Annotated in this window: 19 protein-coding genes and 1 pseudogene; 13 read left to right on the top strand and 7 right to left on the bottom strand. The window is 68.5% G+C overall.

Annotated features, from left to right (window positions below):
• The first annotated feature begins 74 nt into the window (after positions 1-74).
• The 8 genes and pseudogenes from ACAM42_RS00100 to ACAM42_RS00065 all read left to right on the top strand — a co-directional run bounded on the left by ACAM42_RS00100 (position 75) and on the right by ACAM42_RS00065 (position 8,529).
• Complete coding sequence (locus tag ACAM42_RS00100; RefSeq protein WP_369630751.1) at positions 75-2,135, top strand: VIT domain-containing protein; 2,061 nt, start codon at positions 75-77, stop codon at positions 2,133-2,135.
• A gap of 17 nt (positions 2,136-2,152) precedes the next feature.
• Positions 2,153-3,085, top strand: coding sequence for an exosortase Q (xrtQ, locus tag ACAM42_RS00095; RefSeq protein ID WP_369630750.1), 933 nt, complete (start codon positions 2,153-2,155; stop codon positions 3,083-3,085).
• Entirely contained in the window at positions 3,066-3,635 is a 570-nt protein-coding gene (locus tag ACAM42_RS00090; RefSeq protein ID WP_307582464.1) for a hypothetical protein, read from the top strand. The genes xrtQ and ACAM42_RS00090 overlap by 20 nt, the downstream gene beginning before the upstream one ends.
• Positions 3,636-3,648: 13 nt before the next feature.
• Positions 3,649-4,917 (top strand): biosynthetic peptidoglycan transglycosylase, encoded by a 1,269-nt coding sequence (locus tag ACAM42_RS00085; protein WP_369630749.1) that lies wholly within the window; start codon positions 3,649-3,651, stop codon positions 4,915-4,917.
• Positions 4,918-4,919: 2 nt separating this feature from the next.
• Positions 4,920-5,684 carry a GNAT family N-acetyltransferase gene (locus ACAM42_RS00080; RefSeq protein ID WP_369632833.1) on the top strand — a complete coding sequence of 255 codons (765 nt, stop codon included), beginning with the start codon at positions 4,920-4,922 and terminating at the stop codon, positions 5,682-5,684.
• A gap of 71 nt (positions 5,685-5,755) precedes the next feature.
• A complete protein-coding gene (locus ACAM42_RS00075) occupies positions 5,756-6,649 on the top strand; it encodes a pirin family protein (protein WP_369630748.1) in 894 nt (297 codons plus the stop codon).
• An 86-nt stretch (positions 6,650-6,735) separates the two neighbouring features.
• Positions 6,736-7,801 (top strand): annotated as a pseudogene (locus tag ACAM42_RS00070) (flavodoxin family protein).
• Positions 7,802-7,950: 149 nt separating this feature from the next.
• A complete protein-coding gene (locus tag ACAM42_RS00065) occupies positions 7,951-8,529 on the top strand; it encodes a Spy/CpxP family protein refolding chaperone (protein ID WP_369630747.1) in 579 nt (192 codons plus the stop codon).
• A 109-nt stretch (positions 8,530-8,638) separates the two neighbouring features.
• Here the strand turns inward: ACAM42_RS00065 and ACAM42_RS00060 are convergent, their stop codons facing one another.
• A complete protein-coding gene (locus ACAM42_RS00060; protein ID WP_240531255.1) occupies positions 8,639-9,013 on the bottom strand; it encodes a serine/threonine protein kinase in 375 nt (124 codons plus the stop codon).
• Positions 9,014-9,223: 210 nt separating this feature from the next.
• On the opposite strand from ACAM42_RS00060, the gene ACAM42_RS00055 reads away from it, so the two are divergent.
• The 4 genes from ACAM42_RS00055 (at position 9,224) to ACAM42_RS00040 (ending at position 12,905) form a co-directional block, all read left to right on the top strand.
• Positions 9,224-10,021, top strand: a complete 798-nt coding sequence (locus ACAM42_RS00055; protein WP_369630746.1) for an endonuclease/exonuclease/phosphatase family protein — start codon at positions 9,224-9,226, stop codon at positions 10,019-10,021.
• A gap of 14 nt (positions 10,022-10,035) precedes the next feature.
• Entirely contained in the window at positions 10,036-11,313 is a 1,278-nt protein-coding gene (gene clsB / locus ACAM42_RS00050) for a cardiolipin synthase ClsB (RefSeq protein WP_369630745.1), read from the top strand.
• Complete coding sequence (locus tag ACAM42_RS00045; RefSeq protein WP_139702962.1) at positions 11,310-12,287, top strand: lysylphosphatidylglycerol synthase domain-containing protein; 978 nt, start codon at positions 11,310-11,312, stop codon at positions 12,285-12,287. The genes clsB and ACAM42_RS00045 overlap by 4 nt, the downstream gene beginning before the upstream one ends.
• 117 nt (positions 12,288-12,404) lie before the next feature.
• Positions 12,405-12,905 (top strand): polyhydroxyalkanoate granule-associated phasin, encoded by a 501-nt coding sequence (locus ACAM42_RS00040; RefSeq protein WP_369630744.1) that lies wholly within the window; start codon positions 12,405-12,407, stop codon positions 12,903-12,905.
• A 12-nt stretch (positions 12,906-12,917) separates the two neighbouring features.
• Here the strand turns inward: ACAM42_RS00040 and ACAM42_RS00035 are convergent, their stop codons facing one another.
• From ACAM42_RS00035 to ACAM42_RS00025, 3 genes are all read right to left on the bottom strand, one after another.
• Positions 12,918-14,114 (bottom strand): metallophosphoesterase, encoded by a 1,197-nt coding sequence (locus tag ACAM42_RS00035; RefSeq protein ID WP_369630743.1) that lies wholly within the window; start codon positions 14,112-14,114, stop codon positions 12,918-12,920.
• Between the two features lie 184 nt (positions 14,115-14,298).
• Entirely contained in the window at positions 14,299-14,811 is a 513-nt protein-coding gene (locus ACAM42_RS00030; protein ID WP_369630742.1) for a hypothetical protein, read from the bottom strand.
• A gap of 112 nt (positions 14,812-14,923) precedes the next feature.
• Positions 14,924-15,448, bottom strand: a complete 525-nt coding sequence (locus ACAM42_RS00025; protein WP_369630741.1) for a hypothetical protein — start codon at positions 15,446-15,448, stop codon at positions 14,924-14,926.
• 408 nt (positions 15,449-15,856) lie between these two features.
• On the opposite strand from ACAM42_RS00025, the gene ACAM42_RS00020 reads away from it, so the two are divergent.
• Positions 15,857-17,020 (top strand): ABC transporter substrate-binding protein, encoded by a 1,164-nt coding sequence (locus ACAM42_RS00020; RefSeq protein WP_369630740.1) that lies wholly within the window; start codon positions 15,857-15,859, stop codon positions 17,018-17,020.
• A gap of 81 nt (positions 17,021-17,101) precedes the next feature.
• Here the strand turns inward: ACAM42_RS00020 and gyrB are convergent, their stop codons facing one another.
• The 3 genes from gyrB to dnaA form a co-directional block, all read right to left on the bottom strand.
• Positions 17,102-19,723, bottom strand: a complete 2,622-nt coding sequence (gene gyrB, locus ACAM42_RS00015) for a DNA topoisomerase (ATP-hydrolyzing) subunit B (protein WP_062480420.1) — start codon at positions 19,721-19,723, stop codon at positions 17,102-17,104.
• Positions 19,724-19,857: 134 nt separating this feature from the next.
• Positions 19,858-20,964 (bottom strand): DNA polymerase III subunit beta, encoded by a 1,107-nt coding sequence (gene dnaN, locus ACAM42_RS00010; RefSeq protein ID WP_056574900.1) that lies wholly within the window; start codon positions 20,962-20,964, stop codon positions 19,858-19,860.
• 89 nt (positions 20,965-21,053) lie between these two features.
• Complete coding sequence (dnaA, locus tag ACAM42_RS00005; RefSeq protein ID WP_062480418.1) at positions 21,054-22,433, bottom strand: chromosomal replication initiator protein DnaA; 1,380 nt, start codon at positions 22,431-22,433, stop codon at positions 21,054-21,056.

Raw genomic sequence — 22,433 nt, 5'->3', positions numbered from 1 at the left:
CGCCTTCCAACTGCCTTCTCGCACGCTCACGACAGTGAGGGCCGTGCAAGTTCGCACGCAGAAGGACACCCGCCATGGACACCCCCACCACCCCACGCCCCGGCCGTTGGCTCTGGCTCGCCACCGTGAGCCTGGCCACCGTGGGTTTCATCGCCATGGGCGCCCGCCCGGTCCACGCGCAGGAAGCGCCCGCCGGTCCGCGCCTGAAGACCGAGAGCCCGTATTTCTTCGTCAAGAGCGATGACCCCTCGGTCGACCGCCTGCCGCTGAAGGGCACCGAGGTCTCGGTCAAGATTTCGGGCGTGATCGCCGATGTCACGGTCACGCAGACCTACCGCAACGAAGGCCAGCGCGCCATCGAGGCGAAGTACGTGTTCCCCGGTTCCACCAAGGCGGCGGTGAGCGGCTTGAACGTGCGCCTGGCCGACCGGCTCATCACGGCGCAGATCCGCGAGAAGCAGCAGGCCAAGATCGAATACGACACCGCCAAGAAGGAAGGCAAGACCGCCGCACTGCTCGAGCAGCACCTGCCCAACGTGTTCCAGATGAACGTCGCCAACATCCTGCCGGGCGACGACGTGAAGGTCGAGCTGCGCTACACCGAACTGCTGGTGCCGCAGTCGGGCAACTACCAGTTCGTGTTCCCGACCGTGGTCGGGCCGCGCTACAACTCGCCGCAGTCGGAGAACGCCAAGGCCGCATGGCCGGCGCAGCCCACGCTGCGCGCCGGCGTGGCACCCAGCACCAGCTTCAAGCTCACGGCGAGCATCGACACGCCGATGGGCCTGAAGGAAATCCGCTCCGCCACGCACACCATCGACGTGAAGAAGCGCGACGAAGACCAGCACGCCGACATCACGCTGAGCGCCGACGGCCGCCCCGCCGACAACCGCGACTTCGTGCTCGACTACCGCCTGGCCGGTGAAAAGATCGAGTCGGGCCTCATGCTCTACAAGGGCCAGGGAGAGAACGCCGAGAACTTCTTCCTCGCCATGGTCGAGCCACCCAAGGCCGTGACCGCCAGCGCCATCTCGCCGCGCGACTACATCTTCGTGGTCGACATCTCGGGCTCGATGCACGGCTTTCCGCTCGATACCGCCAAGACCGTGCTCGAACGCCTGATCGGCGGCCTGCGCCCCAGCGACACCTTCAACGTGCTGCTGTTCTCGGGCAGCAACAAGATGCTGTCGCCGCAGTCGGTGCCGGCCACGCGCGCCAACATCGAGCAGGCGCTCGCCACGATCAAGAACTACAGCGGCAGCGGCAGCACCGAGCTGATCCCCGCGCTCAAGCGCGTGTACGCCGAGCCCAAGGCCGCGAACGTGTCGCGCACCGTGGTGGTGGTGACCGACGGCTACGTGACGGTCGAGCGCGAAGCCTTCGAGCTGGTGCGCAACAACCTGTCGAAGGCCAACGTGTTCGCCTTCGGCATCGGCTCGTCGGTGAACCGCAGCCTCATGGAAGGCATTGCACGCGCCGGCATGGGCGAGCCCTTCATCATCACCGACCCGGTGCAGGCACCCGAGCAGGCCGCGCGCTTTCGCCGCATGGTGGAGTCGCCCGTGCTCACGAACGTGAAGGCCACCTTCGGCGGCCTGGACGTGTACGACGTGGAGCCGCAGGCGCTGCCCGACGTGCTGGGCGAGCGCCCGGTGATCGTGTTCGGCAAGTGGCGTGGCGAACCCAAGGGCCGCGTGATCATCGAAGGCCAGGCCGCCACCGGCCCGTACCGCGAGGAAGTGCGCATCACGCCGCAGACGCGCCAGGACACCGCCGCGCTGCGCACGCTGTGGGCACGCCACCGCATCCAGAGCCTGAGCGACCAGGAAGCGCTCGAGGGCAGCGCCGCCTTCAAGGACCGCATCACCGAGTTGGGCCTGAAGTACAGCCTGCTCACGCAGTACACCAGCTTCATCGCGGTGGACAAGGTGGTGCGCAACGTCGCGCCGCAGCACAGCGTGGACGTGAACCAGCCGCTGCCGATGCCCCAGGGCGTGAGCGACCTGGCACTGGGCGCCGAGGTGCCGAGCACGCCGGAACCGGAAACGCTGGGCGCGATCGCCGTGGTGCTGTCGATGCTGGCCATGCTGCGCCGCCGCGCGCGCCGCAACGACCCCCGTCGTTTCACGGCTTGAACACAGGACGCACGACCATGTCTCTGGCAACCCTGGCCCACCACCATCCGCGCGTCGTGGACTGGGCCATCCGCATCGACCGCACGCCGGCCTTCGGCTGGCTCGCGCTGCAGTGCGCCGCGCTCGCGCCCACCTGGGCCTGGATGGCGCGCCGCCTGCAGGACGGTTCCGACGATCCGTTGGGGCTCGTGGCGCTGGTCGCCCTGGCCGCGCTCGCCTGGCAGTGCCGGCGCGAGCTGCGCGCCTCGCCGCGCCTGGGCTGGCTGGCGCTGGCCGGCGCGGGCACCGTGCTCGCCACGCTGCTGCGCACGGGGCTCGGTGGCTTGCCCGCGCTGCCGCCGCTGGTCTCGGGCCTGGTGGCGGTGCTGTCGCTCGCGGCCGGGCTGCTGGCCTTTTTGCCGCGCGGCGTGGCGGCGTTGCCGGTGGCCGGGCTGTCGGTGCTGGCGCTGCCGCTGCTGTCGTCGCTGCAGTTCTATGCCGGTTACCCGCTGCGCGTGGTGACGGCCGAAGCCAGCCGCTGGCTGCTCGCGCCGGGCTTCGAGGTGGCGCGCGAAGGCGCGACGCTGGTGGTCGACGGGCGCCTGGTGATCGTCGACGCGCCCTGCTCGGGCGTGCAGATGGTGTGGCTGGGCTATTTCACGGCCTGCGCGGTCGCGCTGTGGGCGCGGCGCGGCGACCGCGCCTTCCTGCGCCGCCTGCCGGCCGTCGGCCTGCTGGTGCTGGCCGGCAACATCGTGCGCAACAGCGTGCTGATCGCCTGCGAAGGCGCCGGCCATGCGCTCGCGCCCTGGGCGCACAACGCGCTGGGGCTGGTGCTGCTGGCCGTGGTGTGCGGCGCCATCGCGCGCCTGATGGTGCCGGCGCGCGCCGCACCGCGCATCGAACTCGACCGCCCGCTGCCGGGCCTGATCACCGCCGAAGGAGGCCGCCGTGTCGATACCGTTCGTTGAGCGCTGGTTCGCCAACCATTTCATCAACCGCGTGGGCCACAAGAGCGCCTTCGCGCTGGCGATGCTGCTGTGCGTGCTCTGGTCGGCCGCCGCGGCGCTGCGCGCGCCCGCTGAAGAGGCCGACGCCGTGGGTTCCCACGAATGGCCCAGCCAGTGGGACGGCGTGCCGCTGCGCCCGCTGGCGCTGAGCGAGGTGGAGCAGCGCTTTGCCGATCGCTTCCCGGGCGCCATCGGCCGCATGACCGACGGCCACCAGACGCTGGTGATGCGCGCCGTGAACCGGCCCACGCGCATGCTGCATCCGGCCGCCGACTGCTACCGCGCGCTGGGCTACCGCATCGAGCAGGCGCGGCTGGAACGCGACGCGCAGGCGCGGATGTGGCGCTGTTTTGTGGCGCAACGGCACGGTACGGCAAATTTCCGCGTCTGCGAGCGCATCGTCGATGCCCAAGGCACGGCTTTCACCGACACTTCGGCTTGGTACTGGGCGGCGGCCAGCGGCCAGTCGCACGGTCCGTGGCAAGCTGTCACCGTGGCAAGACCGATGTGATGAGAACGTGTTTGTGAAGAAGACCCTGCGATTCGTGCTTTTCGGGCTGCTGGCCCTCGTCCTGACCGCCCTGGTGGCCATCTTCCTGATCGCCAAGATCGCCCTTGCGCCGGCGGCGGGCGAATGGAGCACCACGGTGAAGGCCGGCCCGCTCTCGTTCGAGATCGGCGTGCCCACCGCGGTGCGCCTGGCGACCTCGTCCTGGTTCGCGCCGCGGCTGAACGGCCACGCGCTGGACACCCGCTTCGGCACCGTGCATTTCACCTGGGACGAGAAAACCGGCCAGCAGCAGATGCGCTGCGCGCCGTGCAGTGCCGACGTGCCGGCGCTGGGCACGCAGCCGATCAAGGTCGAGCGGCTGGTGGCCACCGTGCGGCGCGACGGTAACACGCTGGCCGGCACCTTCGAGGCCACGCCCCAGGCGGCCGACAGCAACGCCCTGCTGCAGGGCACCTGGACCGGCCGCCTCGCGCCGAAGAACCTGCAGCTCGACGTTCGCGTGCAGGACGCGCCCATCGCCCGCTGGTATGCCGTGCTGGTGCCGGCCCTGCCCGAGCTGCAGCGCGCCCGCATCGGCGGCACGCTGGCGCTGCAGGCGCAGCTGCTGCTGCCCGATGCCACCTTCGCGGTGCAGCCGACCATCGGCCAGTTCACGGTCGAAGGGCTGGGCACCGAGGCCATGCTGGGCGCGCGCACCAGCTGCGGCCCGTCGGCCAAGCTGGCCAACGACAGCTGGCTGGCGCGCGCCGTCATCGCGGCGGAAGACCAGCGCTTCTTCAGCCACGCCGGCTACGACCTGACCGAAATCCTCGCCTCGATCGACCACAACCAGAAGCCCGGCCAGACCCGGCGCGGCGGCAGCACGCTCACGCAGCAGCTGGCCAAGCTGCTGGTCACCGGCAGCGACCGCACGGCCGAGCGCAAGCTGCGCGAGCTGCTCTATGCGGTCGAGATGGAGCAGACGCTGGGCAAGGCCCGCATCCTGCAGCTGTACCTCGACAACGCCCCGTGGGGCGGCAACCTCTGTGGCGGCGAGGCTGCGGCGCGGCGCTACTTCAAGCGCAGCGCGCGCACGCTCGAACCGGCGCAGGCGGTCTGGCTCGCGGCCATGCTGCACAAGCCGCAGGCCGTGCTCGAGCAATGGCGGCGCGACGGCCACATCGATGCCGACCGCACCAAGTGGGTGGCCGAGAGCGTGCGCGGCATCAGCCGCAACCAGCGCGAGGCCCTGCTCAAGAGCGTGGCCGCCGCCAAGTACGCGCCACCGGAGGCCGTGCAGTGACGATGAACGTGGCCCCGCCCGACATCGAGGCCATCGAACGCGCCACCGTTGCCGCGGTGGCCCCCGAGGCCTGCGAGGAACTCGACGGCTGGCTGCTGCCCTTCGACCGCGGCACCGTCAAGCGCGCCCGCTCGGCCGTGCCGCTGCACCGTGACCCGGTCGAGGCCGCCACGCTCGACCGCATCGAGGACCGGTATGACAGCCGCCAGGTCGCGCCCGCGCTGCGGCTGGCCGACGCCGCCTGCTTCGACACGCTGCGCGCCGAACTCGCGCGCCGGCACTACATGGCCGACAGCCCGACCTGCGTGCAGACCGGCTCGGCGCGGCGCATGCGCGACCTCGTCGCGGCGGACGCGCGGCTGGCCGACGTCGACGCGACGCCCGATCCGGACTGGGCCGCGCTGTTCCTGGGCGAAGGCTTCGACCCGGTCGACGGCGTGCACCGCGTGCGTTCGCTGTCGCGCGCCACGGGCTCGCTCTTTGCCAGCGTGCGCGAAAACGGCGCCACCGTGGCGGCCGGCGCCATGGCCTTCGGCCACGGCTGGGCCAGCGTGCACGGCATGCGCACCGAACAGTCGCAGCGCGGGCGCGGCCTGGCCGGGCGCGTGTTCGCCGGCCTGGCGCAGGCGGCGCTGGCACGCGGCGTCGAACGGGTGTTCCTGCAGGTCGATGCGCAGAACCAGCCGGCGCTGGCGCTGTACCGCCGCGCGGGCTTCGAGACGCGCTGGCAGTACTGCTATTGGCAGCGCCAGCAGTGGCCGCGCTGAGCTGAACGGCTCCGGGCGGCGGGCACCCCCACCGGTGGCGCGGTCGGGGCTTTGGTGCCACCATGGGCGGCATGACGAACGTCCACGCCCACCACCACCCCACCGATCCCGTCGCCACCCCGCGCGGCATCGACCACATCGTGGCCGGTGTTTCCACCAGTGACGGCGACGGCGTCAAACTCACCCGCGTGCTGCAGCAGCCGCTGCAGAAGCGGCTCGACCCCTACCTGATGCTCGATGCCTTCGGCAGCGACAACCCGGGCGACTACATCGGCGGCTTTCCGAACCACCCGCACCGGGGCTTCGAGACGGTCACCTACATGATCGCCGGGCGCATGCGCCACCGCGACAGCGCGGGCCACGAAGGCCTGCTCGAGAACGGCGGCGTGCAATGGATGACGGCCGGCCGCGGCCTCGTGCACAGCGAGCTGCCCGAGCAGGAAGAAGGCCTGATGGAAGGCTTCCAGCTGTGGCTCAACCTGCCCGCCAAGGACAAGATGCGCGAGCCCTGGTACCGCGACATCCGCAGCAGCGAGATCCCCGAGTTCACGACCGCCGGCGGCGCGCATGTGCGCGTGATCGCCGGCACCAGCCACGGCGTCGTGGGCGCGGAGCAGCGCGCGCACACCCACCCGCTGTACCTGGACATCACGCTGCCGCCCGGCGCCGAGTTCGCGCAGCCGCTGCCGCCTGACCACAACGCGCTGGTCTACGTGTTCCGCGAATCGCTGTGGATCGCGGGCAGCGAGGTGCCGACGCGGCGCATGGCCATCCTGGCGAACGACCCCGGCAGCGACGGCACCGTGCTGCGCGCCGGCGCCAGCAACCACAGCCCGGCGCGCGCGCTGCTCATCGCGGGCCGTCCGCTGAACGAGCCCATCGCGCAGTACGGGCCCTTCGTGATGAACACGCCCGAGCAGATCAAGCAGGCGGTGCACGACTTCCAGAACGGCAAGCTGGGCTGAGCCCGAAGCCTCTGTAGTCGCTCGCCTACCGCAAGTCGGCGTCGCGTGCGGTTCGCGCCGGCCGGTGCGCGGCCTAGATTGCGGTCATGCCTCCCACGATACGCAAGGGACAGGCGCCGCCGATGCTGCAGCGCGCCGAGTTCCACGACCGCTTCATGCAGAGCTTCCACGACCCGGCGTTCCGGGCCGAGTCCGAGGCGTTGCGGCGCCTGGAAGACATCGCCTGGAAAGCCTACGACGAAGGCCGCAAGGCGCCCGTCACGCGCCGCGCCGGGCCCGGTTATGCCGACCCCGACTACGAACTCTCGGTCGATTGGCTCGACGCCCGCGCGCGCATCGACGCGGCGCAGGACGCCTGGGGCCGGCCCGAGACGCGCTCGCGCGTGCTGCTCGTCAACGGCTCGCCGCGCAACGACGGCACCTGCCCCGGCGAAATCTCCAAGACCTGGCGCCTCACGCAGTGCGCGCGCGAGGTGCTCGAAGGCGGCGGCATCGAGGTCGACGTGCTCGACCTGAGCCGGCTCACCTCGGACTACGGCCGCCACATCCACCCGTGCAAGGGCTGCGTCTCGACCGCGATGCCGCTGTGCCACTGGCCCTGCAGCTGCTACCCCAACCACGCGCTGCGCCAGACCGGCGACTGGATGAACGAGATCTACGAACGCTGGGTGGCCGCCCACGGCGTGATCGTGCTCACGCCCACGCACTGGTACCAGGCCGCGAGCCCGCTGAAGCTCATGATCGACCGCCTCGTGTGCGCCGATGGCGGCAACCCCGACCCCACCAGCACGCACGGCAAGAAGCCCGACGAGGCCAAGGCGCTGGAGCTGGGGCTACCCCAAGCACCTGGAAGGCCGCGTCTACGGCGTGGTGGTGCATGGCGACGTGGCCGGCCCCGAGGGCCTGCGCCGCAACCTCACGGACTGGCTCGACTGGATGGGCCTGGTCGACGCCGGCGCGCAGGCGCGGCTCGATCGCTACATCGGCTACTACGCGCCCTACGCCACCAGCCACGAGGCGCTGGATGCCGATGCCGACGTGCAGGAAGAGGTGCGCAACGTCGCGCGCGCCGTGGTGCTCGCGGTGGCCGCGCTGCGCGCCGGCAAGCTGCAGGTGCCCGACCGCGGGTTGAAGGCGCCCCGGCCCAAATAAGTCACGCTGCAGGCGGCAGGCCCGCGCTGCGGTTCATGCTTCTTTACGCACGCTCACGTTCGGCTCACGGACGCGTTACAGAGGCGCTCCACACTTCGTCTCACCCGCTGCCCTTTGGTGGCGGACTTCTTCGAAAGGAAGCGACTCTCATGATCTCTCTTCGCCAACGCATCGTCTGGGCCAGCCTGCTGGGTTCGGCCGCCCTCGCCTCTTCGGGTGCCTTCGCTCAGGCGCCGGCCGCCACCACGCCGTCGACCGCTGCACCCACGGCCGCCACGGCCCCCGCCGATGCCACCGCCGCACCCAAGGCGCAGCACAAGCGCATGGACCCGGCCCAGCGCATGGAGCGCATGAAGGAGCACCGTGCCAAGCGCCTGGCCGCGCTGAAGGACAAGCTCAAGCTCACCAGCGCCCAGGAAGGCGCGTGGAGCAGCTTCACCGAGGCCAGCCAGCCGCCGGCCGGTGCCGCCCGCCCGCAGCGCATGGACCGCGCCGAGTTCGCCAAGCTGACCACGCCGCAGCGCCTGGAGCACATGCAGGCCCGCCAGGCCGAGCGCAGCGCCCGGTTCGCCAAGCGCGCCGAAGCGACCAAGACCTTCTACGCCGCGCTGACGCCCGAGCAGCAGAAGACCTTCGACGCCGAGACCGCGAAGTTCGCGGGCCACGGCCATCGCTTCCATCGCGGTGGGCATGAAGGCCACCACGGTGCAGCCCCTGCCAAGAGCTGAGGCTGACCAGGTGGCCGGCTGAAGGGAGCCGGCCTCCAGGAAAGGGCAGGAAAAAAGCCCGCGATGCGTGAAGCATCGCGGGCTTTTTCGTGGGCGCGCGCAGTCAACGTTACTGCGGCGTGCCCGTCTTCTCGGTCGGGTTGGTCGGCACCGCCGGGCGTTCACCCGGCTGGCCGAAGCGCGGCTTCACGTGCTGCGTCTCGGCGCGCACCTCGGCGCGCGAACGCTCGCCGGTGGGCGACGGCATCGCGTTGGGCTGGTGGTTCACGGTGGTGCTGGCCTCGCCCTTGGGTACCACGCTGTTGGCGTTGTTGCGGTTCTGCGCGCGGGCCTCGGCCTTCACGGCTTCGCGCGAGACGGGCATCGAGCTGTCGCCCGCCATCGGTTCGACGGGCGCCGGTTTCTGGGCCTGGGCGACGCCCGCGCCCAGCAGGGCGGCGAGCAGCGCGGTGGGGATCGTCAGGCGTTGCAGGGTGGTCATCATGGAAAGCTCCTTTGCAGATGGAAAAAGGCACAAAGCACGAGCGCGTCGGCATCGGCTTTGAAACCACCGTAGGAGCCTCGTTTCGGGCGCTGTGTGGGGGTGCGGCAGGCCTGCCTGTAGGAGCCCGCCGCCCTTGCGTGAAAGGCACGCGAAGAAGGTGGCGCGTTCCTACAGTCGGCGCGGGCGCGGCCACGTACAACGGGAACACCGATGTCCTCCCCCATCACTTCCCCGCTGCCCGAGGCCGCTGTCGCCGCCGCACCGGCCTCGCTCAAGGTCATGACCGTGAACACCCACAAGGGCTTCACGGCGCTGAACCGCCGCTTCATCCTTCCGGAGCTGCGCGACGCGGTGCGCACGGTGGGCGCCGACGTGGTGTTCCTGCAGGAGGTGATGGGCACGCACGCGCGCCATTCGCGCACCGTGAACAACTGGCCCGAGGCGCCGCACTACGAATTCCTGGCCGACACCATGTGGCCGCAGTTCGCCTACGGGCGCAACGCGGTGTATCCGAAGGGGCACCACGGCAACGCCGTGTTGTCGAAGTTTCCGATCGTGCATTTCCGCAACCACGACGTGTCGGTGAGCGGCCCCGAGAAGCGCGGCCTGCTGCACTGCGTGCTGCGCCTGCCCGGGCGCACGGTCGACGTGCATGCGATCTGCGCGCACCTCGGGCTGGCCGAGACGCACCGCCAGCAGCAGCTGGAGCTGCTGTGCCACATCGTGCGCGACGAAGTACCGGCCGATGCGCCGCTGATCGTGGCGGGCGACTTCAACGACTGGCGCGCCCGCGCGCACGACGTGCTGGCCGAAGGCGCGTCGCTGCGCGAAGTGTTCGTGCATGCTCACGGCCGCGCCGCGCGCACCTTTCCGGCGCGCCTGCCGCTGCTGCCGCTGGACCGCATCTACGTGCGCAACGCGGGCGCGCACGCGCCCGTGGTGCTGCCGCGCCGGCCCTGGTCGCATCTGTCGGACCATGCCCCGCTGGTGGCGGACATCGACCTGTGAGCAGCGAGGCCCCCATGCGCGACACCACCGAGCGCGCCGGCCACTGGACCGGCGGCAATCGCATCGACCTGCTGGAGAACGGCGAGGAATTCTTTCCGCGCGTGTTCGAAGCCATCGGCGCGGCGCGGCGCGAAGTGATCATCGAGACCTTCATCCTGTTCGAGGACAAGGTGGGCCTGGCGTTGCATGCGGCCATGCGCGCGGCGGCGCAGCGCGGCGTGAAGGTCGACCTGATGATCGACGGATTTGGCTCGCCCGACCTCTCTCACGAGTACCTCGAAAGCCTGGCCACGGCCGGCGTCAAGGTGCGCGTGTTCGACCCGGGCCAGCGCTTCCTGGGCCAGCGGCTCAACGTGTTCCGCCGCATGCACCGCAAGATCGTGGTGGTGGACGGCGAGCGCGCCTTCGTGGGCGGCATCAACTACTCGGCCGACCACCTGCTCGACTTCGGCCCCAAGGCCAAGCAGGACTACGCGGTCGAGCTGGCCGGGCCGATCGTGGCGGAGATCCACCAGTTCGTGCTGCGCGCGATTGCAGTCGGCGGCAAGGGCGTGGGCTGGTTCCGGCGACGGCTGAAACAGGCACCGCCCGTGTCGCAGCTGCAGGCCGCGGCGGGCGAGGCCGACGCGATCTTCGTCACGCGCGACAACCGCCGCCACACCAACGACATCGAGCGCCACTACCGCGCCGCGATCCGCGCCGCGCGCGAGCGCATCGTGATCGCCAACGCGTATTTCTTTCCGGGCTACCGGCTCATCAAGGAGCTGCGGCGCGCGGCACGGCGCGGCGTCGATGTGCGGCTCATCCTGCAGGGCGAGCCCGACATGCCCATCGTGAAGACGGCCGCCGGCATGCTGTACCACCACCTGCTGCACGCGGGCGTGCGCATCTACGAGTACTGCGACCGCCCGCTGCACGGCAAGGTCGCGCTCATGGACGACCGCTGGAGCACTGTGGGCTCGAGCAACCTCGACCCGCTGAGCCTCTCGCTCAACCTCGAGGCCAACGTGGTGGTGCGCGACACCGCGTTCAACAAGGTGCTGTGGGAGCGCATGGACCATCTCATGCAGCACAGCTGCAAGCAGATCGGCACGCACGATCTGGCCAGCGAATGGAGCGGCTGGCGGCTGGTGCGCAGCTTCTTCGTCTTTCACTTCTTGCGCTGGTACCCGTCGTGGCTGAACCGCCTGCCGCGCCACGCACCGCGCCTGACGCCGGCCGAGGCGACCGACCTCATGGCGCAGCAGAAGAAGCGCGGCGACGAGGGCACGGCGCGCACGGAGACGGCATGAGCGCGTCCCTCGCCCTCACGCACCGGCCCTGGTGGCCGTGGGCGCGGCGCGTGGCGATCTGGGCCTTCTTCGGTGCCATCGCCTGGCTGCTGCTGAAGCAGGCGCGCACCATCGACTGGGCCGAGGTGTTCGCCGCGCTGCGCGCATTGCCGGCGCCCACGCTGCTCGCGGCCGGCGCGCTGGCCGCCGCCAGCTTCGGGCTCTACAGCACCTACGACCTGCTGGGGCGCCACCTCACAAAGCACCGGCTCGGCGCGGGCACCGTGGTCGGCGTGACCTTCATCAGCTACGCCTTCAACCTCAACTTCGGCTCGCTGGTGGGCGGCGTGGCCTTCCGCTACCGGCTGTATTCGCGCCTGGGGCTGGGCAACGAGACCATCACGCGCGTGCTGGGCTTCAGCATGCTGACCAACTGGCTCGGCTACCTCGTGGTGGCGGGTGCGGCGTTCTGCTTCTGGCCGATGGCGCTGCCGCCCGACTGGAAGATCGACGGCGGCGGCCTGCGCATGCTCGGCGCGGTGCTGCTCATGGTGTCGCTGGCCTACCTGGCGCTGTGCGCGTTCTCCGATGGCCACGTCTGGCGCGTGCGCGGCCATGCGCTGCGCACGCCGAGCTTGCCGATGGCCTTGCTGCAGCTGGCGATGTCGTGCGTCAACTGGTCGCTCATCGGCGGCGTGATCTGGGTGCTGCTGCAGGGCGAGGTCGGATATCCGCAGGTGCTCGCGGTGCTGCTGGTCGCGGCCGTGGCGGGCGTGGTCACGCACGTGCCGGCGGGGCTCGGCGTGCTGGAGGCCGTGTTCGTCGCACTGCTGGCGCACGAGGTGCCCAGCACCCGGCTGCTGGGGGCGCTGCTGGCTTACCGCGCGCTGTACTACCTGCTGCCGCTGGCCGTGGCGCTGGTCGCCTACCTCGTCACCGAGGCGCGTGCACGGCGCTTGCGCGCAGATGCCGGCAACAACCACAACAAACGTTAAATATTGCCCGCAGAAAGCAATCGATCGGTGAAATGACGGTCAGGAATTGTTGCGCTGCAACAATTTTCACTTTGCAGGCCTATAGTGGCCCTCTGTTCCCCTACGTGCCCTCTTCCCATGTCGTCCTTCAGTACCACCGCCCGCGTGGCCAGCCCGCTGATGCAATGGGTCGACCTGGCCCTCAAGACCCACGAGACCCTGCTGTCGTCCGGCACGGTGATCCGCATGCGCACCGAGCGCATGGCGAAAGCCGGGCTCACGCCCAGCGCCGCCGATCTCGCGGAGTTCCAGTTGATGGGCCACGAAAAGCTCGCCGCGGCGAGCGAGTCGGGCCTGGCGATGGCCCGGCAGTGGCACAGCAGCCAGGCCTCGCTGGCCCAGCGCGCATGGCAGCAATGGCTGCAGGGCGCCACGGCGCTCTTCTCGCTGGCCGGCAGCTTCACGCCGGCCCAGGCGGCCACGCATGGCGACGCGCTCGTGCAGGCCACGGCGCGCGGTGCCAGCACGGCGGGTCAGCTCACGGGGGTGGCGGTGCGCATTGCGCGCGAAGGCCTGAAGCCGATCCACGCGGCCGCCACGTCGAACGCGCGGCGACTGCTGGCCGAACTGCAGGCCTGACGCCGCTGCGTTTCAGGGTGGCGCCGGGACCAGCGTCACCAGCGTGATTTCCGATGGCGCGCCGAAACGCTTCGGCGGCCCCCAGTAGCCGGTGCCCCGGCTCACGTAGATCCACATGTCGTGCAGCTTGTGCAGGCCGGCCGTGAACGGCTGCTGCATCGGCACGAACAGGTTCCACGGGAAGAACTGGCCGCCGTGCGTGTGGCCCGACAGCTGCAGCTGGTAGCCGGCCGCGGCCGCCACCGGCGCGCTGCGCGGCTGGTGCGCCAGCAGCACGCGCGTGTGCACCAGCGGCGGCGCGTCGTACAGCGCCAGGTGCGGGTCGCTCGCGTGCGCGGCGTCGAAGTGGCCGGCGGTGAAATCGGTCACGCCGGCCAGCACCAGCGCGCTTTCGAACAGCTCTTCGTCGGTCTGCGCGCCGCGCACGTTGCGCGTCTGCAGCACCACGTGCTCGTTCAGCAGCACCTTCAGGCCGAGGCGGCGCAGCTCGTCGATCCAGGCGTGCGCGCCCGCGTAGTACTCGTGGTTGCCCGTGACCACGAAGGTGCCGTGGCGTGCGCGCAGCCCTGCCAGCGGCGCGATGTGCTCGCGCAGCTCGGGCACGCTGCCGTCCACCAGGTCGCCGGTGATCGCGATGGCGTCGGCGCCGAGCCGGTTCACCGCGTCGACGATGCGCTGGATGTAGCCGTTGCGGATCGTCGGGCCCACGTGGATGTCGCTGAGCTGGGCGATCGTGAAGCCGGCCAGCGCCGCGGGCAGGCCGCGAATGGGCACGTCGACCTGCTTCACGCCGGCCGTGCGGCGCGCGTTGACGAAGCCGACCAGCGACACGCCCGTGGCCAGCGCCAGCACCGACAGCGCGCTCCAGGGCGTCACCCGGTCCCAGGGCACCTGCAGGCCGCCGATAGCGCTGGCCAGCCAGGCCAGCAGCAGGCCGAGGTCGCGCACCAGCGTGAGCACGAACAGCGAGGAGAACCAGCCCATGCTGATCAGGCCGATCCAGTGCAGCGTCTCGCCCGCGGGCTTCGCCTTGCGGTCGGCGCGGTGGCTGCGCGACACGAAGGGCAGCGGCATCGTGACCGCCGACACCGCCAGCAGCACGAGCGCCAACGGCCACGCAGGCGTGAGCGACGCCAGCGCAGGCAGCAGGCGCAGCGCGATGTAGACGTGCAGCAGCGCGGTCAGGACGCTCAGGGGACGGATCGGCATGAGGACTGGGGGGACGCGGGCATTGCCCGGGACACGTCATCTGCAAGGCGCATGCCGCGCATTCAAGGCGTCGAAAGCTGCCTGGGTCGCTATTTTTTCTATAGCGCAGGGCAACCGGATAGCGGGCGTTATGGCGCCTCGGGCGTGACGTTTCGGTGTCGGCTGCGACGCGGCGCCGCCGCGCTTACCGCACCGTGCGCGTGCCGGCCGATGCCATGTCGGTGCCCGCCGGCCATTCGAAGAGCGCCTTGGCCGGCGCACCGGGCGACACCAGCAGCGTTTGCTTCAGCGTCTGGCCGCCGATGCGAGCCTCCACTTCGTAGCGGCCCGGCTCAAGCCGCGCCACCATGAACGGTCCGCCCGAGACCACGTTGTCGAGCAGCGCCGTGCCGTGGCTGTCGCGCACGGTGACGTGCACGCCGGCCGCGAAATCGGCGCGGCGGCCGTCCTTGATCGCGAATTCGAAGCTCGCGGGCCAGCGCGGCGACACGGTTTCCATCAGCTGCGCCTCGTCCTGGCCGATGCCGCCGCTCATGTACTCGACGCCGTGCGCCATGAGGATCGGCGGGTTCATCGCGGCCTGGGCCGGCTGCGCCGAGAGCGCGCCGCCGAGCAGCACCAGCAAGGCGGCGCCGGCCGCCGCAGCCACGGGCCGGGCGTGCGAGAACAGAAACAGGGGGTTGGTGGTGAGAGACATCGGAGCCTTCCTTTCCGGGCGGTGGTGGCGACACGCCACGCAGGAAGGCACTGTGCCGGGCACGACTTAAGGAAGACTTAACTGCGCGCGGGCCGCAGCGGCCCGCGTCGGGTCAGCGCGCGGCGGTTTGTGCCAGCGCCTGGGGCAACGGTGGCGCGACCGAGGCCATGTCGAAGTTCGACGGCCAGACGAACGAGGCGCGCGCCGGAATGCCGGCGATCACGACCAGTTGCTGCGTGAGCGTGAGCCCGCCCAGCGTCACGTCGACGTCATAGGCGCCCGGTTCGAGTCGCGCGAGCATGTAGGGCGCCTGGGTCTGCACTTGCATCACCGTCTGGCCCGTGTACTTCTGGCGCACCTGGATCGACGCCTTGGCCGGGAAACCCGCCTGCTGCGCGCCCTTGCCGTCGTTCACGCGCAAGTCGATGGTCGCGGCCCAACGGGGCGCCACCATTTCCAGGAAGGCGGCTTCGCCCTTGGCGGCGCCGCCGCACATGTATTCGATGCCCTGCGCGACTTGGATCGGCGGGTTCGAGAACGCATGGGCCGGCGACACGGCCACGAGGAAGGCCGCGGCGATCGATGCGCCGCCCAGAACCAGTGCAGCCACGGGCTGTTGGAAACGCTTGGGGTTCATTGCTCTGTGTGTCCTCGATCTTGCGTGACAGGAAATCCGTCAGGAATTTTGCTTAGCAAGAGTCGGGCTAGATATAGCGTTTACGAGGAAGCTTCTGCGTTGCGCAGGTGAATGCTATTGTTTTCATAGCTGGTGACGCCCGTGTGACGGGCGCCGGTCCCGCTTTTCGGGAGTCTTTCATCGGAAACCCTGAGACGGGGCTCGCGGGCGCGCCGCGAACGAGCGCTTTTCGGTCCGTCGCCGGCCCCGCGGCCTGTGCTGAATTGGCAACAAAAGACGGAATTGGTGCGCAATTGACTGGGCATTCCCTAGCTATTGGCGGGCGCGCAAAGAAATTAGGCTCGGCGCTTCCTTTCAAAGCGCGCAAACCAAATGCTTCATTCAAATCGCCGATTCGTTTTTTTGCTGATGGGTTTGGGACTGGCCATCCAGGCAAGCGCAGAGCAGCCGGTGCCGATCCGCATCGGCGTCATCGGCCCTTTCACCGGGCCGTCGGCCGATTTCGGCCTGCCCATGCTCAACGGCGTGAAGATGGCCGTGGACGAAATCAATGCCGTGGGCGGGTATCTGGGCCGCTCGCTCGAACTGGTGATCAAGGACGACCAAGCCAATCCGGACACCGGCCGTTCGCAATCCCAGGCCCTCGTCAATGAAAAAGTGGTCGCCACCATCGGCTTCTGCAACACCGGCGTGGCGATGAATTCATTGGCGGTTTTCAATGACGCGAAATTGCCGTTGATCGTGCCCTGCGCCACCGGCTCGCCATTGACGTCGACCTATCCGCCGGCCACGAGCTATGTGTTTCGCACCTCGCCCAAGGACAGCATCCAGGCCCCTTTCGTGGTCGACGACCTGCTGGCGCGCGGCTGGAAACGGGTCGCCGTGTTGCACGACAGCACCGGCTACGGCGAGGCGGGCGCCAAGGATGTCGAGAAGGCGCTGGCGGCCAAGCACCTCAAGCCCGTGTACGTGGGGAGATTTCCGCTTGGGGTGAAAGACCTGACGAAGGAGCTGTCGGAGGCCAAGGCGGCCGGCGCGGACGTCATCTTCAGCTACACCGTGGGCCCCGAGAACGCCGTGATCGCACGCAGCCGGCAGGCCATTGGCTGGAAGGTGCCGCAGGTCGGCGCCTGGACGCTGTCCTTCCCATCCTTCATCGAGGGCGCCCGCGAAGCGTCCGAAGGCGCGCTGATGGCGCAGAGCTTCATCGCCGAGCCGAGCAACGAACGCCGCTCGTCGTTTCTCTCCAACTACGCGCGCAAATTCAACACCAAGCGCATCCCGGTGCCGATGGCCGCCGCGCAGGCCTACGACGCCACCTACCTGCTGGCCCACGCGATGTTCAACGTGCCCAGCGGCAAGCTCGAAGGCCCGTTCATCAAGGCCGCGCTCGAGCAGCCCAAGCGGCCCTACTACGGCGTGGTCACGACCTACGACAAGTCGTTCTCGGAAAACGACAAGGACGCGCTGTCGCCCAACATGCTGGTGATGGGCGTGGTGCGCAACGGGCAGATCAGCTTCGCGTACCCGGAGGACGCGAAGCGCAACCTGTTCGTGCAGCGCAAGCAGTAGGAGGAGGCAAAAAAAAAGGGCGCTTGCAGGCGCCCCCTTTGGTGAACAGCGCGACACCGCCGGTGCCGCGCCATCGATCGATCAGACGTCGATGTTCGCCGCGCGCAGCGCGTTCTGCTCGATGAACTCGCGGCGCGGTTCCACCTCGTCGCCCATCAGCATCGTGAACACGCGGTCGGCTTCGATCGCGTCGTCGATCTGCACGCGCAGCAGGCGGCGCACGGTCGGGTCCATGGTGGTTTCCCACAGCTGCTCGGGGTTCATCTCGCCCAGACCCTTGTAGCGCTGGCGCGAGGTGGCGCGTTCGGCTTCGCCGATCAGCCACTTCATGGCCTGGCGGAAGTCGTCGACCTTTTCTTCCTTGCCGCGTTCGCCCTCGCCGCGCTTGACCAGCGCGCCTTCGGCGCTCAGCAGGCCGCGGAAGGTGTTGGCAGCCTGCGCCAGCGCGTCGTAGTCGGCGCCGTGCACGAAGTCCTGCGAGATCACGCTGGACTTGATGTTGCCGTGGTGGCGGCGGCTGATGCGCAGCAGCGGCTTGTCGGTGCGAGCGTCGAACTCGCTGCTCACCTCGGCCGGCACGCCGGTCGTGTTGAGCTCGCGCAGCTTGGCCTGCAGGGCCACGGCCGAGGCCTCGGCGGCGGCCGGCGTGTCGAGGTCGAGCGCCACGCCGTCGGCGATGGCGCGCAGGGCTTCGGCGTCCATGAAGTTGCGCAGGCGCGCAATCACGGCCTCGGCCACCTGGTGCTTGCGCGCCAGCTCGGCCAGGGTGTCGCCCGACAGCGTGGTCGAGGCGGCGCCGCCGGTTTCGATGCTCGCGTCCTTCAGTGCGACCTTGAGCAGGAAGGCGTCGAGCGCGGGGCCGTCCTTGAGGTACTGCTCTTCCTTGCCGACCTTCACCTTGTACAGCGGCGGCTGCGCGATGTAGATGTGGCCGCGCTCGACCAGCTCGGGCATCTGCCGGTAGAAGAAGGTGAGCAACAGCGTGCGGATGTGGGCGCCGTCCACGTCGGCGTCGGTCATGATGATGATGCGGTGGTAACGCAGCTTGGCGACGTTGAAGTCGTCCGCGCCGCCGCCCGCCGTGGTCGCGCCGGCACGGCCGATGCCGGTACCGAGCGCGGTGATCATCGTGAGAATTTCGTTGCTGGTGAGCAGCTTCTCGTAACGCGCTTTCTCGACGTTCAGGATCTTGCCGCGCAGCGGCAGGATGGCCTGGAACTTCCGGTCGCGGCCCTGCTTGGCGGAGCCGCCGGCGGAGTCACCCTCCACCAGGTAGACCTCGCACAGGGCGGGGTCCTTTTCCTGGCAGTCGGCCAGCTTGCCGGGCAGGCCCATGCCGTCCAGCACGCCCTTGCGGCGCGTCATTTCGCGGGCCTTGCGGGCGGCTTCGCGGGCGCGCGCGGCTTCGACGATCTTGCCGCAGATGATCTTGGCGTCGTTCGGGCGTTCCTGCAGGTAGTCGGTGAGCAGGCGCCCGACGATGTCTTCCACCGGCGCGCGCACTTCGCTGGACACCAGCTTGTCCTTGGTCTGGCTGGAGAACTTGGGCTCGGGCACCTTCACGCTCAGCACGCAGCACAGACCTTCGCGCATGTCGTCGCCGGTGACTTCGACCTTCGCCTTTTTCGCGAATTCGTTCTCTTCGATGTACTTGTTGATGACGCGGGTCATCGCGGCGCGCAGGCCCGTGAGGTGGGTGCCGCCGTCACGCTGGGGGATGTTGTTGGTGAAACACAGCACCTGCTCGTTGTAGCCGCTGTTCCACTGCATCGCCACTTCGACGCCGATGTGGGTGCCGGGGATGCCGCCGTAGGTGTCGGCCGGCTTCTCGCCCGCGGCGTAGAACGAGTTCGGGTGCAGGACGGTCTTGCCCTTGTTGATGAACTCCACGAAGCCGCGCACGCCGCCGGCGCCGGAGAAGTCGTCTTCCTTGCCGGTGCGCTCGTCGAGCAGGCGGATGCGCACGCCGTTGTTCAGGAAGCTCAGCTCGCGCAGGCGCTTGCTCAGGATCTCGTAGTGGAAATCGTTGTTTTCCTTGAAGATTTCCGTGTCGGGCAGGAAGTGCACTTCGGTGCCGCGCTTGTCGGTGTCGCCGATGACCTTCATGGGCGAGACTTCGAAGCCGTTCACGGTTTCGAGCAGGCGGTTCTGCACGAAGCCGCGGCTGAATTCGAGCTCGTGGATCTTGCCTTCGCGGCGCACGATCAGGCGCAGCTTCACGCTCAGCGCGTTCACGCAGGAGACGCCCACGCCGTGCAGGCCGCCCGAGACCTTGTAGCTGTTCTGGTTGAACTTGCCGCCGGCGTGCAGTTCGGTGAGCGCGATTTCAGCGGCCGAGCGCTTGGGCTCGTGCTTGTCGTCCATCTTCACGCCGGTCGGGATGCCGCGGCCGTTGTCGGTGACGGAGATCGAATTGTCGGAGTGGATCGTGACGACGATGTCGTCGCAATGGCCCGCGAGCGCTTCGTCGATGGAGTTGTCCACCACTTCGAACACGAGGTGGTGCAGGCCCGTGCCGTCGGAGGTGTCGCCGATGTACATGCCCGGGCGCTTGCGCACGGCTTCCAGACCTTCGAGGATCGTGATCGCACCTTCGCCGTAGCTGGAGTCGGCGGGGACGCCTTCGGGCGCCACGATCTGGATTTCGGGGGTATAGACCGGCTCGGTGTGCGGCACGTCGGGCTTGTTCTCTTCTGCACTCATTCGGATATTCCTCTGTCTCTCACGGGTTTCCCGTGATTTTTCGGGCTCTCAAAAGCTCAATTCGCCGCCTCTTGAAAGCGCAAACCCGCGGGGGGCCGCGGGTCGTGTGCGCAAGGCGCTGTGTTTTCCAGGGTCTAGATGCGCATCGGCATCACGACGTACTTGAAAGATGCGTTCTCGGGGATGGTTAACAAGGCCGAGCTGTTGGAGTCGGCCAGGTCCAGCTTGACCATGTCCTGGTCCATGTTCGACAGCGCGTCGATCAGGTAGGTGACGTTGAAGCCGATCTCGATGCTGTCGCCGCCGTAGTCGATGTCGAGCTCGTCCTGGGCTTCTTCCTGCTCGGCGTTGTTCGATGCGATGCGCAGCGTGCCCGGCTCGATGTTCAGGCGCACGCCCTTGAACTTCTCGCTGGTCAGGATGGCGGTGCGCTGCAGGCTGGCCAGGAGCGGCGCGCGGCCGAGCGTGACGGTGTTCTTGTGGTTCTTCGGAATCACGCGGTTGTAGTCGGGGAACTTGCCCTCGACCAGCTTGGTGACGAACTCCATGCCGCCGAAGCTGAACTTGGCCTGGTTGTTCGCGAACTGCATCTCGATGGCGCCTTCGGCGTCCGACAGGAGGCGCTGCATTTCGAGCACGGTCTTGCGCGGCAGGATCACTTCCTGGCGGGGCACTTCGACGTCGAGCATGGCCGAGGAGAACGCCAGGCGGTGGCCGTCGGTGGCCACCAGGCTCAGCTGCTTGCCTTCGGCCACGAACAGGATGCCGTTCAGGTAGTAGCGGATGTCGTGCACGGCCATCGCGAACGAGACCTGCGAGAGCAGGTCTTTCAGCGTCTTTTGCGGCACGCTGAACACGGGGCCGAAATTGGCGGCTTCCTGCACCAGCGGGAAATCCTCGGCGGGCAGCGACTGCAGCGTGAAGCGGCTCTTGCCGCCCTTGAGCACGAGCTTGCTCGCGCTCGACTCGAGGCTCACGGTCTGGTCGGCCGGCATGGTGCGCAGGATGTCGATCAGCTTGCGCGCGCCGATGGTGGTCGTGAAGTTGCCTTCGTCGCCACCGAGCTCGGCGGTGGTGCGGATCTGGATCTCGAGGTCGCTGGTGGTCAGCTGCAACTGGCCGCCGGTCTTGCGGATCAGCACATTGGCCAGGATCGGCAGGGTGTGACGCCGCTCCACGATGCCGGCCACCGACTGCAGCGCGGCAAGAACTTTGTCTTGGGTTGCCTTCAAAACGATCATGTCTTCTTCCTCTTCTCTTATCTCTTTGAATCAGCTTTCAGGACGCCATTCTCCGCTGTCGCGAGGGGCGTTCTTGATGACATTCGGCTTCAGCCTTTGAGGGTCTGTTCGAGGACGTGCAGCTGCTGGTTGAGTTCGGTGAGCTGCTGGCGCTCGCCCGAAATCTTGCGCACTGCGTGGAGCACCGTCGTGTGGTCGCGACCGCCGAACAGCTCGCCGATTTCCGGCAGGCTCTTCTGCGTGAGCTCCTTGGCCAGGTACATCGCGATCTGCCGCGGCCGCGCAATGCTGGCCGGGCGTTTCTTGCTGTACATGTCGGCGACCTTGATCTTGTAGTAGTCGGCCACCGTCTTCTGGATATTTTCGACCGAGATCTGCCGATTCTGGATCGACAGCAGGTCGCGCAGCGCCTCGCGCGCCAGGGCGATCGAGATCTCCTTCTGGTTGAAGCGCGAGTACGCCAGGATCTTGCGCAGGGCGCCTTCGAGCTCGCGCACGTTGGAGCGCACGTTCTTGGCCACGAAGAAGGCGACTTCTTCGGGCATTTCGGTGCCTTCGACGCGGGCCTTGTTGATCAGGATCGCCACGCGCATTTCGAGCTCGGGCGGCTCGATCGCCACCGTGAGGCCCGAATCGAAGCGCGACACCAGCCGCTCGTGGATGTCGGCCAGCCCCTTGGGGTAGGTGTCGCTGGTCATCACGATGTGCGACTTCTTGGCCAGCAGGGCCTCGAAGGCGTTGAAGAACTCTTCCTGCGTGCGGTCCTTGTTGGCGAAGAACTGCACGTCGTCGATCAGCAGCAGATCGAGCGAGTGGTAGCGCTCCTTGAACTCATCGAAAGTCTTGCGCTGATAGGCCTTGACCACATCCGACACGAACTGCTCGGCGTGGATGTAGAGAACTTTGGAATCGGGCCGGTCGGCCAGCAGCCGGTTACCCACAGCGTGCATCAGGTGGGTCTTGCCCAGGCCGACGCCGCCGTAGATGAAAAGCGGGTTGTACAGGTGCCCCGGCATGCCGGCCACGTGCATGGCCGCGGCGCGCGCCATGCGGTTGGCCGTGCCCTCGACCAGGGTGTCGAACGTGAGCCCCGAATTGAGCCGGTTCTTGAAGCCGGCGGCGGCCGGTTCCTCGCCCGGGCCGGCCACGTCGCGCGGCACATCCGTTTCGGCCATGATGGCCATGGGCGCAACGCGGACGGGGGTTTCTCGCGGAGCGAGCGCTAACTCGATGGTGACCGGCTGGCCGTACATCTTCTCGGCCATGGCCGCGATCTTGCCCGCGTACTGAGCACGGATCCAATCGAGCTTGAAGCGGTTGGCGACGAACACCGTCATGCGCGAAAGGTCGTCGGCGACCTGCGCGGTGAGGGGTTTGATCCAGGTGTTGAACTGCTGCTCGGACAGCTCCTGCGCGAGCTGGTCGACGCAGGCCTGCCACAGGCTTTCGCCGATGCCGTCAGTCGACAT

The sequence above is a fragment of the Variovorax sp. V35 genome (assembly GCF_041154465.1).
GTDB lineage: Bacteria > Pseudomonadota > Gammaproteobacteria > Burkholderiales > Burkholderiaceae_C > Variovorax > Variovorax boronicumulans.
Note: the sequence above shows the minus strand (reverse complement) of the source record. Positions and strands in the feature narration are given on the sequence as shown.

Excerpts from the sequence above, each read along its gene's own strand:
- ACAM42_RS00100 (WP_369630751.1), top strand. The coding sequence starts at position 75 with ATGGACACCCCCACCACCCCACGCCCCGGCCGTTGGCTCTGGCTCGCC.
- xrtQ (WP_369630750.1), top strand. The coding sequence starts at position 2,153 with ATGTCTCTGGCAACCCTGGCCCACCACCATCCGCGCGTCGTGGACTGG.
- ACAM42_RS00080 (WP_369632833.1), top strand. The coding sequence starts at position 4,920 with ATGAACGTGGCCCCGCCCGACATCGAGGCCATCGAACGCGCCACCGTT.
- ACAM42_RS00075 (WP_369630748.1), top strand. The coding sequence starts at position 5,756 with ATGACGAACGTCCACGCCCACCACCACCCCACCGATCCCGTCGCCACC.
- ACAM42_RS00065 (WP_369630747.1), top strand. The coding sequence starts at position 7,951 with ATGATCTCTCTTCGCCAACGCATCGTCTGGGCCAGCCTGCTGGGTTCG.
- ACAM42_RS00060 (WP_240531255.1), bottom strand. The coding sequence starts at position 9,013 with ATGATGACCACCCTGCAACGCCTGACGATCCCCACCGCGCTGCTCGCC.
- ACAM42_RS00055 (WP_369630746.1), top strand. The coding sequence starts at position 9,224 with ATGTCCTCCCCCATCACTTCCCCGCTGCCCGAGGCCGCTGTCGCCGCC.
- clsB (WP_369630745.1), top strand. The coding sequence starts at position 10,036 with ATGCGCGACACCACCGAGCGCGCCGGCCACTGGACCGGCGGCAATCGC.
- ACAM42_RS00045 (WP_139702962.1), top strand. The coding sequence starts at position 11,310 with ATGAGCGCGTCCCTCGCCCTCACGCACCGGCCCTGGTGGCCGTGGGCG.
- ACAM42_RS00040 (WP_369630744.1), top strand. The coding sequence starts at position 12,405 with ATGTCGTCCTTCAGTACCACCGCCCGCGTGGCCAGCCCGCTGATGCAA.
- ACAM42_RS00035 (WP_369630743.1), bottom strand. The coding sequence starts at position 14,114 with ATGCCGATCCGTCCCCTGAGCGTCCTGACCGCGCTGCTGCACGTCTAC.
- ACAM42_RS00030 (WP_369630742.1), bottom strand. The coding sequence starts at position 14,811 with ATGTCTCTCACCACCAACCCCCTGTTTCTGTTCTCGCACGCCCGGCCC.
- ACAM42_RS00025 (WP_369630741.1), bottom strand. The coding sequence starts at position 15,448 with ATGAACCCCAAGCGTTTCCAACAGCCCGTGGCTGCACTGGTTCTGGGC.
- ACAM42_RS00020 (WP_369630740.1), top strand. The coding sequence starts at position 15,857 with ATGGGTTTGGGACTGGCCATCCAGGCAAGCGCAGAGCAGCCGGTGCCG.
- gyrB (WP_062480420.1), bottom strand. The coding sequence starts at position 19,723 with ATGAGTGCAGAAGAGAACAAGCCCGACGTGCCGCACACCGAGCCGGTC.
- dnaN (WP_056574900.1), bottom strand. The coding sequence starts at position 20,964 with ATGATCGTTTTGAAGGCAACCCAAGACAAAGTTCTTGCCGCGCTGCAG.
- dnaA (WP_062480418.1), bottom strand. The coding sequence starts at position 22,433 with ATGTCGACTGACGGCATCGGCGAAAGCCTGTGGCAGGCCTGCGTCGAC.